This window comes from Actinomadura sp. KC345, assembly GCF_004348515.1.
Taxonomy (GTDB): Bacteria; Actinomycetota; Actinomycetes; order Streptosporangiales; family Streptosporangiaceae; genus Spirillospora.
The window spans coordinates 40,991-51,963 of sequence record NZ_SMKH01000012.1 but is presented as its reverse complement, the minus strand read 5'-3'; the positions used below and the strand labels follow the sequence as shown (position 1 = coordinate 51,963).

Genomic DNA, 10,973 nt, shown 5'->3' with positions numbered 1-10,973 from the left:
AGACACCACCACCCCCACCCCCGAGATCGAGCTCGTCGACCCGGGCGCGTACGAGCACGGCGGCGTCCCGCACGGGCAGCTGGCCTGGCTGCGCGAGCACGATCCGGTGCACCGCCACCACGGCGACCCCGCCCGGGACTTCCCGCCGTTCTGGGCGGTGACCCGGCACGCGGACGTGGTGCACGTGTCGCGGCATCCGGAGCTGTTCTCGTCGTGGCGGCGGCTCGCCCTGTTCGAGGAACCGGAGGAGGAGCACCTCGCCCTGCAGCGGATGATGATGCTCAACCAGGACCCGCCGGAGCACTCGCGCAAGCGGAGCATCGTCAACCGGGGCTTCACGCCGCGCGCCATCGGCGCGCTGGAGGAGCACATCAGGGAGATCTGCCGGGAGCTGGTCGCCGAGACGGCGGAGCGGGGCGAGGAGGCCGACTTCGTCCGGGACCTGGCGGCGCCGCTGCCGCTGTACGTGATCTGCGAGCTGCTGGGCGCCCCGCCGGAGGACAGGGAGAAGATCTTCCACCTGTCCAACACGCTGATCGGCGGGGACGACCCGGAGTTCCAGCGGACGCCGGAGGAGGGCCAGGCCGCCGCGACGGAGCTGTACACGTACGCGAACGTCCTGGCCGCCGACCGGCGGGAGAACCCGCGCGAGGACATCGTCACCAAGCTGCTCCAGCCGGACGCGGGCGGGGAGGTGCTGAGCGGGGACGAGTTCGAGCTGTTCGTGATGCTGCTGTCGGTCGCGGGCAACGAGACGACCCGCAACGCGGCGAGCGGCGGCATGCTGGCGCTGCTGGAGCATCCGGAGCAGTGGGAGCGGCTCAGGGCCGACCGGTCCCTGGTCCGGACGGCGGCGGACGAGATCGTCCGCTGGGTCACCCCGGTCAACCTGTTCAAGCGGACCGCCGCCCGGGACACCGAACTCGGCGGCCGCCGGATCGCCGAGGGCGACAAGGTCGTGGTGTTCTACGCCTCCGCCAACCGGGACGAGGCGGTCTTCGACGACCCGTACGCCTTCGACGTGGGCCGCGACCCCAACCCGCACATCGGGTTCGGCGGCGGCGGGCCCCACTTCTGCCTCGGCGCCCACCTCGCCCGCCTTGAGCTCAGTGTGCTCTTCGAAACACTTTTGGACACTGTGCCCAATATTGAACTCATCGGTAACGTTCGGAGGCTAAGGTCTAGTTTCATCAACGGCATCAAGGAGATGCCGGTGCGTGTGCGGCCGTAGTGACCATGTGCGGGGTGACCGTGTGCGGTCCGACGCGGCCCGCGAGACTGACGGGAGTGGTGCGTGGGCAGGGGATGGCGTGGGTGAGGCAGGCGAGCCGGACGTTCCGTCACGCCCGGGCGGGCCGTTGCGCATCGCCCTGCTCTCGTACCGGAGCAAGCCGCACTGCGGCGGCCAAGGCGTCTACCTCCGGCATCTGAGCCGGGAACTGGCCGATCTGGGGCACACCGTGGAGGTGCTGTCCGGCCAGCCGTACCCGGAGCTGGACCGCGAGGAGATCACGCTCACGAAGATCCCGAGCCTGGACCTGTACCGGGACGAGGACCCGTTCCGCTACCCGGCGCTGAAGGAGTTCCGCGACTGGGTGGACGTCCTGGAGTTCGCGCACATGAAGACGGGCGGCTTCCCCGAGCCGCTGACCTTCAGCCTGCGCGCCCTGCGGCTGCTGAAGGAGCGCCGCCGCGACTTCGACGTCGTGCACGACAACCAGGTCCTCGGCCTCGGCAACCTCGGCATCGCCCGGCTCGGCCTGCCGCTGGTGACCAGCATCCACCACCCGATCAGCGTCGACCGGCGGATCGAGCTGGAGGCGGCGCGCGGCATCAAGCAGAAGCTCGGCAAGTTCCGATGGTACGGGTTCGTCGGGATGCAGTCGCAGGTGTCGCGGCGGATCGGCCCGGTGCTGACGGTGTCGGAGTCGTCCAAGGTCGACATCGTCAAGGACTTCAAGGTCGACCCGCGCGACATCGAGATCCTGCCGCTCGGCGTCGACACCCGCGTCTTCCACCCGCGCGGCGAGCGCGTCCCCGGCCGGATCGTGGCGATGGCCAGCGCGGACGCGCCGATCAAGGGCGTGGACGTGCTGCTGCGCGCGGTCGCCAAGCTCGCCACCGAGCGGGACGTGCACGTCATCGTCGTCAGCAAGCCGCAGAAGGACGGCCCGACCGAGAAGCTCGTGCGGGAACTGGCGCTCGGCGACCGCGTCCGCTTCGTCAGCGGCATCAGCGACGGCGAGCTGGGCGAGCTGCTGGCGTCCGCGGAGACCGCGGTGGTCCCGTCCCGCTACGAGGGGTTCTCGCTGCCGGCCGTGGAGCACATGGCGTCCGGGACGCCGCTGGTCGCGAGCCGCGCCGGCGCGCTGCCCGAGGTGGTCGGCGACGGCGGCGTCCTCGTCCCGCCCGGGGACGTGGAGGAACTGGCCGCGACCCTGCACCGGCTGCACGACTCCGCCGAGGAGCGCGCGCGTGTCGGCGGCGCGGGCCTGGCCCGCGTCCAGGAACGTTTCGCCTGGCCCGCGGTGGCCAAGGCCACGGTCGAGCACTACCGGGCCGCCGTCACCCAGCAGAACTACCTGCGGCTCGCCGCGGGCAAGGGCAAGGGCTGAGAGGCGCCCTTCCGGGCGTCCCTCGCATGGAAAGGAGCACGACCCTGCTGACCGTGGATTTCCAGCGGTTCCGCGTCGACCCCGGAGACCGCGTCCTCGACATGGGGTGCGGCGCCGGACGGCACGCCTTCGAGCTGTACCGGCGGGGAGCGCACGTCGTGGCCTTCGACCAGGACGCCGGAGAGCTGTCCGAGGTCGAGAAGATGTTCGGGGCGATGAGCCTCGAAGGCGACGTGCCCGAGGACGCGACCGCAGAGACCGTGCAGGGTGACGCGCTCGACCTGCCGTTCCCCGACGACCACTTCGACTCGATCATCGCGTCCGAGGTCCTGGAGCACATCCCCGACGACATGACGGCGATGCGCGAGCTGCTGCGCGTCCTCAGGCCGGGCGGGAAGCTCGCGGTCACCGTGCCGAGCTGGCTGCCCGAGCGGGTGTGCTGGGCGCTCTCGGAGGACTACCACACCGCGCCCGGCGGCCACGTGCGGATCTACACGCGGGCCGAGCTGGAGGCCAAGCTGAAGTCGGTCGGCTTCAGGGTGGGCGGCCACCACCACGCGCACGGCCTGCACGCCCCGTACTGGTGGATCAAGTGCGCGGTCGGGGTGAACAACGACGGCAACCCGCTCGCCAAGGCCTACCACCAGATCCTCGTGTGGGACATCATGAAGCGCCCCCTCGCCACCCGGGTGGCCGAGCGCGTCATGAACCCGCTGATCGGCAAGAGCGTCGTCGTCTACTTCGCCAAGCCGGCCGCGCCGGGCACGCCGGCGGCCCCGGCCAAGGAGACCGCGGATGCGGTCTGAGGCGGGCCCGCCCTCGGTGACCGGAGTCCTGTCCGCGGAGGACGTCCTCGCGACGGCGCGGAGCATCGCCGCGCAGCAGGAGGAGTCCGGCGCGATCCCCTGGTTCTCCCCCACGGGCGGCGTCCCCGGCCACGTGGACGCCTGGAACCACGTCGAGGCCGCGATGGCGCTGAGCGTCGCCGGGCTCGGCGCGGAGGCCAGGCGGGCCTACGCGTGGCTGCGCGACGTCCAGCGGCCGGACGGGTCGTGGCCCGTCAAGTGGGTGCTGGGCGAGGTCGTCGAGCCGGGCGGCGAGTCCAACCACGCCGCCTACATCGCGGTGGGCGTCTGGCACGAGCTGCTGACGACCGGGGACGAGGAGTTCGCGCGGGAGATGTGGCCCGCGGTCCAGCGGGCGGTCGAGTTCACCCTCGGGCTGCAGACCCGGCGCGGGGAGGTCATCTGGCTGCGGCACGAGAACGGCCGGGCGTCCGACCACGCGCTGCTGACCGGCTGCTCGTCGATCCACCAGTCGCTGCGGTGCGCGGTCGCGCTGGCCGAGCACCTCGGCGAGCCCCGGCCGGAGTGGGAGCTGGCCGCCGACCAGCTCGGGCACGTGGTGGCCGCGCACCCGGAGGCGTTCGCCGACAAGAGCCGCTGGTCGATGGACTGGTACTACCCGGTGCTGGGCGGCCCCCTGCGCGGCGAGGACGCGGCGCGCCGGTTCGCGGAGGGCTGGGACACGTTCGTCGTGCCGGGACTCGGCTGCCGCTGCGTGTCCGACCAGCCGTGGGTGACGGCGGCGGAGAGCTGCGAGCTGGTGCTGGCGCTGGACGCGGCCGGCGACCGCGACCGCGCGCTGGAGCTGTTCGCGACCATCCAGCACCTGCGCCACGAGGACGGCTCGTACTGGACGGGCTGGCAGTTCGAGAACCGGCGGCACTTCCCCGGGGACCGCTCCACCTACACCGCGGCCGCCGTGGTCCTGGCGGCGGACGCGCTGGCGGACGCGAGCCCGGGCGCCCGCCTCTTCAAGGAGATCGCCGGACGGCCGCTGGGCCCGTCCGAGGCGTCCGACCCGCTGGCGTGCGGCTGCACCCTGGTCTCCGCGGCCCGCTAGCCGGTCTCCGCGGCCCGCTCGTCGTTGACTTGCGGCGAGTCGTTGTTATCCGCGTGTCCTTGACAACAACACGCCGCAAGTCAACGGAGGGGGGCGGTGGTGGTGCGTTCCAGGATGCGGAGTGAGCCCTCGGCGCGGCGCTCCTCGAATTCGCCGCTTTCCAGAGCGCGTCGGTACACGCGGTAGGGGGCCTGGCCGCCGTCCTTGGGGTCGGGGAAGACGTCGTGGATCACCAGGGCTCCGCCGGCCGCGACATGGGGCGCCCAGCCCTCGTAGTCGGCCTGCGCGTGCTCCTCGGCGTGGCCGCCGTCTATGAAGAGCAGCGCCAGCGGTGTCCGCCAGAAGGCCGACAGCGTGCGGGACTGCCCGACGACGGCGACGACCTCGTCCTCCAACCCGGCGGCGGCGATCGTCTTCCGGAACTTGGGAAGCGTGTCCATCCGGCCGGTGCTCGGGTCGACGAGGGACGGGTCGTGGTGCTCCCAGCCCGCCTGGTTCTCCTCGGAGCCGTGGTGGTGGTCGACGGTGACGACGGTCGTCCCCGCCGCCCTGGCGGCGGCCCCCAGATAGATGGCGGACTTCCCGCAGTACGTGCCGATCTCAAGGATCGGGCCCGTGGCGGCCAGGCGCGTCCCGTAGTCGAGGGCCGTCTCGTAGAGTGCCAGGCCCTCGTCGTCCGGCATGAAGCCCTTCGCGTTGCGCGCGGCCCGAAGCAGGTCCGCGGGCATCGGGCCGGTGGACGTCCCGGTACCGGTGGGCTGGTTCTTGGTCATCGATCTCCTCCGTCGGGGCACCCTATCCGGGATCCGCCCGGTCATACCCACCCCCACCGCCCTATATTGGAACATGTTCTACTTTCGGGGTGGGCGCCGCCGCCCCGAACCCGGTTCGGTAGGTTGGCGGGCGAGAGTGGCGCCTCGGGGCCCCTGCACGCTCACGTGTGAACGGAGAAGGCGATGAGAGTACGAGTCGACCCGCTGGTGTGCGAGGCGAACGCCGTGTGCGTCGGGCTCGCTCCGGAGGTCTTCGACCTCAATGACGAGGACGAACTGGAGATCCTCAAGCCGGACGTCCCGGAGGGCGAGCAGGACCGCGTCCGGCACGCGGTCCGGTCGTGCCCGAAGGCCGCGCTGACGCTGGAGGAGTAGCCCCCGCGCCCGGTCGCACCCCCGCCACACGCCCGGTCGCAAAGCGGGCACACCGCACCCGGACGCGCGCGTATCATCCTTGTCGTCCGGTCGGACTCCCCTAGACGATCATGGAGCGCGGTGGTGCACGGTCTCCGGAGGCTCCTGGCAGCGGCCGTCCTGGTCGCGCCGCTGGCCGCGCCGGTCGCCGCGGCGGGCGCCGCCCACGCGGCCCCGGCGGTCCGTATCCGCCACATCCAGGGCGCCGCGCACATCTCGCCGCTGAACGGGTCCGCCGTCGCCGGGGTGCCCGGCGTCGTGACCGCGCTGACCGGCAACGGGTACTGGATGCAGGACCCCCGCCCCGACGGGAACGACGCGACGGCCGAGGGCGTGTTCGTCTTCACCCGCACGCGGCCGGACGTGGCGGTCGGCGACTCCGTCCGGGTGGACGGCCGGGTCGGCGAGTTCCGTCCCGGCGGGGGCTCGTCCGGCGGGCTCACCCGCACGGAGATCGGCGCGACCAGGACCGCGGTCGAGGCGCACGGCGCTCCGCTGCCGGCGCCGGTCGTGGTCGGCGCGGGCGGGCGCCGGGCGCCGGGGCAGGTGATCGACCGGGCCCACGGGAACGTCGAGCGGGGCGGCTCCTTCGACCCCCGCCGCGACGGCATCGACTTCTACGAGTCCCTCGAAGGGATGCGGATCGAGATCCGCGACGCGGTCGCGGTCGGGCCGTCCCGCCACGGCGAGATCCCGGTGCTGCCCTCCGCGGGCGCGGGCGCCGGGACGCGGACGGAGCGCGGCGGCATCCTGCTCCGCCCCGGCGACTGGCAGCGCGTCGGCGACGCCAACCCCGAGCGGATCATCCTCGACGACGCCCTCGCCCCGCTGCCGGGGATGAACGTCGGCGACCGGCTGCCCGGCGCGAACCACGGCGTCCTCGACTACGGCTACGGCGCCTACCACCTGCTGCTCACCGCGGCCCCGCGCCGCGCGGCGGGCGAGCTGACCCGGGAGGCCACGCGCCCGCAGCGGCAGGGCGAGCTCGCCGTCGCCACCGCCCGCCTGGACGGGCTGCACCCGGGCTCGCCGCCCGCGCGGTTCACCGACCTCGCCGGCGACATCGTGACCGGGCTGCGCTCCCCCGACCTCATCGCGGTCAGCGACCTCGGCGACAACAGCGGGCCCGACGACGACGGCACCGTCACCGCCGACCAGACCGTCGCCCAGCTGATCACCTCGATCAGCGCGGCGGGCGGCCCCGCCTACGACTGGCGGTCGGTGACCCCGCGCGACAACGCCGACGGCGGCGAGGAGGGCGACAACCGGCGGGCCGGGTTCCTGTTCCGCACCGACCGCGGGCTCACGTTCGTCGACCGCCCGTCCCTCGCCGACCCGCTCCCGGAGGACCCGCCCAAGGGCCCCGACCCGGCCGTGACGGCGGTCGAGCCCGTCCGGCGCGGCGGGACGGCGGGGCTGTCGCTCAGCCCCGGCCGGATCGCGCCCGGCGACGAAGCGTGGGCGGGCACCCGCAAGCCCGTCGCCGGGGAGGTCACCTGGCAGGGCCGCCGCATCATCGTGATCGCGAACCAGTGGTTCCCGCGGACCACCCAGGACCAGCCGTTCTTCGGCCGGAACCAGCCGCCGTCCCGGCCCACCCTGTGGCGCCGCGACGCCCAGGCCCGCGTGGTGGCCGGCTTCGTGCGGTCGGTCCGGAAGGTGGACGAGAACGCCGACGTGATCGTCGCGGGCGAGCTGAACGACCCGGAGACCGCCGCGCCCGTCCGCACCCTGTCCGAGGGCACCGGGCTCCAGTCCCTCGCGGCGAGGCTGCCCGCGGGCGACCGCTACACGGCGATCTCGGGCGGCAACTCCGAGACCCTCGACCACATCCTGCTCAGCCGGTCCCTGCGCCGGCACAAGCACGAGTTGGACGTGGTGCACCGCAACGCCGAGTTCGCCGATCACCCCGACGACCGCGACCCCGCCGTCGTCCGCATCGCGATTCCCGGGAAGTAGGGCGCTCCCCCAATTTGGGAGGCACCGAAAAGATCGTCAGGGGACGGCCCTGAATACCTCCGGTGTTTTCTCCCCGCCGGGCCGGGCAGCGAGCGATCGTCACACCCCCACCGGGAGGAGACGCCCCCAATGGCGACCCGATACCGGCCGCACATCAGCCTGGTCGGCCTCATCTACCTCATCATCGGCGTGTTCATCGCCTGGGACCGCGGCTACATCGACGAGGGCCTGATCGAGCGCATCATCAGCGCGCTGCTGGCCGTCTTCCTCTGGATCCTCGTCCTGCTCGGCGTCGACTTCCACATCGACTTCTGAGCCTCCGGACCGGGCACGGGCCGTCCTGCGTCCCCGCCATGGGGCGGCCCGTGTCCATACGACAGGGCACCCTCTACGACAGACGTACCTCGCGCCCGGGGCCATGGACCGGGCGCCGTGACGGGGTTATTTTCCGCCCATGACGACAAAGAACTGCAGTTGCGGACATGGCGGCGGATGCTCGTGCCCGAAGGGCTGCTCCTGCGGCTGCAACGGCTGACACCCGCACCCCCGCTTCACTCGGGAACGGCCGCCTTCCACAGCAGAGGGCTTTCCGAGTGCGCGCCGGCGACCGTCCCGGTGGCCAGGACGGCGGGGCCCATGGCGGTCATCGCGGTGAGCCGCCGCTCGCCCGGCCCGGCCAGGCCGGGGACCGGGAGCCGCCGCCAGGTGACGCCGTCCGCGGACGCCAGGACGGCCGCGTCCCGCCGTGAGGTGGTCGCGGCCGCGACGAAGCCGTCCGGCCCCGACGTGATCGCGGTGGCGACGAGGTCGCCGCCGAGGCCGTGCGCGGCCCAGGTCCTCCCGCCGTCGGCGGAGACCAGCGAGGCCCCGTCCGCGCCGATCGCCACCAGGACGCTCCCGTGCGCGGCGACCTTGGCGAGCGGCCCGGCGGCGAGGCCGGCCGGAAGCCCGGCGGCCGTCCACTTCGCGCCGTCGGCGGACGTCCAGACGGCCGGCGCCCCGTCCTTGCCGCCGACCGCCACGTACCTTCCGGCCGCCGCGGTCACGTCGGACGGTGCGCCGTCGAGGTCGGTGCGCCGCCACGTCGTGAGGTCGGCCGACCGCCAGATCACGCCCGTCCCGGCCGCGACGTAGCCGGACGGGCCGGCGGCGGCCGCCACGGGCGGCGGGCCGCCGGGGAACGCGGCCTTCCGCCAGGTCACCCCGTCCTTCGAGGTCATCGCCAGGGGGCCCGGGGACTCGCCGGACGTGCGGCCCACCGCGAGCCAGCCCTTGCCGCCGCGGACGACGTCCGACATCCGCCCGCCCGTTCCGGGGAACCGGGCCCGCTGCCATGCGCGGCCGTCCGGCGCCGTCCAGATCGCCGCTCCGCCGTTGGTGCTGCCGACCGCGACCGACCGGCCCGGGGAGGCCGCGAGCGACCGGACGGCGCGTTCCGGCCGGACGGCCCCCGGCACGCTCCGCAGATCCACGCCGTGCAGGTAGGCGTCGTCGCCCCGGCTGCCGGAGACCGCCACCGCGCCGCCCGAGGCGACCGTCAGCCCACTGCTCCGGACGGGTGCGGCCACCGTGCCGCCGTCCTTCCAGGTGCGGCCGTCGGCCGTGCTCAGGATCGTGTGGGCGCCCTTCGCGCCCTGCACGAGGACCGCCAGCCCGGCGGGCGTCCCGCCGAACCGCTCGACGCCGTGGCCCGGGAAGCGGCTCGCCGCCCGCCAGGTCCGCCCGTCCGCCGAGGTGAACAGGACCCCGAACCGGGTCGTCCTCCGGCGGTCCTTCCGGCCGGACGTGTGCCGGCCCTCGCGGACGGTGGCGAACCCGCCGGGGCCGAACGCCAGTCCCTTGGTGGACCCGTACGAGCCGTGCCCCTGCGGGATGCTCACGCGCGCCCACGTCCGCCCGCCGTCCGTGGAGCGCCAGACGCCCTGGCTCGGCACGGTGCGGGTGACCTTCCTCCTGCCGCGCTTCTGGGTGATGTTCCTGGGGTAGGTCCCGTTGGCCACCAGGACGCTCCCGGACGACGCCACGCGCTCGAAGGCCGAGATCCCCTCGATGCCCTCGATGCGCTGCCACCTCCGGCCGTCCGGCGAGATCCAGGCGACGGCCCGGCCGCTCCCGCCGCCCACGGCCACGAACCCCGTGCCGACGCGGGCCACGTCCCGCACCTCGTCGGACGGCTTGAACACGGCCCCGAGCGCATGCCGCGTCCAGGTCTGCGCGTTCTCGCTCGTCCACGCCACCGCGCCGCCGCCGGACGAGCGGCCGAGCGCCGTCCACCGGCCGCCTCCGCCGGTGACCATGTCCGGGCTGTCGCCGAGCGGGGCCACCGAGCCGTCCGGGGTGCGGACCCGCGCCAGCGACCACGCCTTCCCCGCGTCGATGGAGAAGAGGAACCGGGGCCGCTCCCGCTCCGGGGTGCCGTCGCCCTCGGTGCCCAGGGCGACGAGCGTCCCGCCGACGGAGGCGACGGTGCCGAGGTCCTGGACGAGCCCGTCGGTCTCGGCGGCCGGGTCGGGGGCGAACAGCGCGTCCGCCGCCACCGGCCCCGCGAGGCTCGGCTCGTCCGAGTCGCTCTCCCCCTGGGACACCGTGAAGATCGCGCCTCCGGCGACCAGCACGAGCCCGGTCGCGACCGCCAGCCGCGACCGCGCCCGGAGTCCCGGCCGCGGGGAGGACGCCGGCGCCCTCTTCGGCGCGGGCATGCTCGGCCCGGCCACCAGCACGTCGTCAGGGTCGGGCGCGGGCTTCTTCACCGCGGGCTTCTTCACCGCGGGCTTCTTCACCGCGGGCTTCGCGGACGCGGGCTCCGCCGAGGCGGGCTTCTTCGCGGCCGCCTTGTCAGAGGCCGGTTTCTTGGACGCGGGCTTCTTCGACCCGGGCTTCTTGGACCCGGCCTTCTCGGGCGCAGGTTCGGCGGGCCCGGACTTCGCCGCCGTCGCCTCGTCCCCGCCATCCGTCTCCAGGCGGACCTTGTTGACGCTCGCCGTGCCGCTCCCGGCGCGGTCCCGGGGCGGGGCGCCGTGGCCCCAGCGCAGCCCGGCCGCCCGCCACGCCTCGTAAGCGCGCTGCCAGGGCGACGTCGCCGCCGGCAGGTCGGCGAGGTCGCCGGCGACACCGAACGTCAGCCGCCGCCGGACCTGGTGGGAGCCGGACGCCTCCTCCCCGGTCTCCGGCCGAGCCTCGTCCTGCTCCGGGGTCCTCGCCGTCACACGCGCTCCTTCACGGTCCTCCAGGACCACCATCAAATCGCGCCACATCGCTGTCTGTACGGACATCGAGTGGAACGGCGGCCAATGGGCCCGCGGGAGCG

General features: G+C 73.9%; 9 protein-coding genes. 7 read left to right on the top strand and 2 right to left on the bottom strand.

Translation table 11 applies throughout. The features are described from left to right. Positions 1 to 25 precede the first annotated feature (25 nt). From E1281_RS03830 to E1281_RS03815, 4 genes are all read left to right on the top strand, one after another. Complete coding sequence (locus E1281_RS03830; protein ID WP_131875722.1) at positions 26 to 1,231, top strand: cytochrome P450; 1,206 nt, start codon at positions 26 to 28, stop codon at positions 1,229 to 1,231. Between the two features lie 79 nt (positions 1,232 to 1,310). Further along, complete coding sequence (locus E1281_RS03825; protein WP_243716551.1) at positions 1,311 to 2,615, top strand: glycosyltransferase family 4 protein; 1,305 nt, start codon at positions 1,311 to 1,313, stop codon at positions 2,613 to 2,615. Between the two features lie 26 nt (positions 2,616 to 2,641). Continuing rightward, on the top strand, positions 2,642 to 3,421 hold the full coding sequence (locus E1281_RS03820) for a class I SAM-dependent methyltransferase (protein ID WP_207943084.1): 780 nt from the start codon (positions 2,642 to 2,644) through the stop codon (positions 3,419 to 3,421). Further along, entirely contained in the window at positions 3,411 to 4,520 is a 1,110-nt protein-coding gene (locus tag E1281_RS03815) for a prenyltransferase (RefSeq protein ID WP_131875716.1), read from the top strand. Before E1281_RS03820 ends, E1281_RS03815 begins: the two co-directional genes overlap by 11 nt. Before the next feature lie 80 nt (positions 4,521 to 4,600). Here the strand turns inward: E1281_RS03815 and E1281_RS03810 are convergent, their stop codons facing one another. Further along, a complete protein-coding gene (locus E1281_RS03810) occupies positions 4,601 to 5,293 on the bottom strand; it encodes a class I SAM-dependent methyltransferase (protein WP_243716549.1) in 693 nt (230 codons plus the stop codon). 183 nt (positions 5,294 to 5,476) lie between these two features. Between E1281_RS03810 and E1281_RS03805 the strand changes: the two genes are divergently transcribed. The 3 genes from E1281_RS03805 (at position 5,477) to E1281_RS03795 (ending at position 7,981) form a co-directional block, all read left to right on the top strand. Next, complete coding sequence (locus E1281_RS03805) at positions 5,477 to 5,668, top strand: ferredoxin (protein ID WP_131875715.1); 192 nt, start codon at positions 5,477 to 5,479, stop codon at positions 5,666 to 5,668. A gap of 120 nt (positions 5,669 to 5,788) precedes the next feature. Continuing rightward, positions 5,789 to 7,666: an endonuclease/exonuclease/phosphatase gene (locus E1281_RS03800; protein WP_243716547.1), complete on the top strand. Its 1,878-nt coding sequence runs from the start codon at positions 5,789 to 5,791 to the stop codon at positions 7,664 to 7,666. Positions 7,667 to 7,795: 129 nt separating this feature from the next. Next, the gene (locus tag E1281_RS03795) at positions 7,796 to 7,981 is read left to right on the top strand and encodes a hypothetical protein (protein ID WP_131875714.1); all 186 of its coding nucleotides are present in this window, start codon (positions 7,796 to 7,798) and stop codon (positions 7,979 to 7,981) included. Positions 7,982 to 8,217: 236 nt separating this feature from the next. Here the strand turns inward: E1281_RS03795 and E1281_RS03790 are convergent, their stop codons facing one another. Beyond that, positions 8,218 to 10,872, bottom strand: coding sequence for a hypothetical protein (locus tag E1281_RS03790; RefSeq protein ID WP_131875713.1), 2,655 nt, complete (start codon positions 10,870 to 10,872; stop codon positions 8,218 to 8,220). Between the last annotated feature and the right edge of the window lie 101 nt (positions 10,873 to 10,973).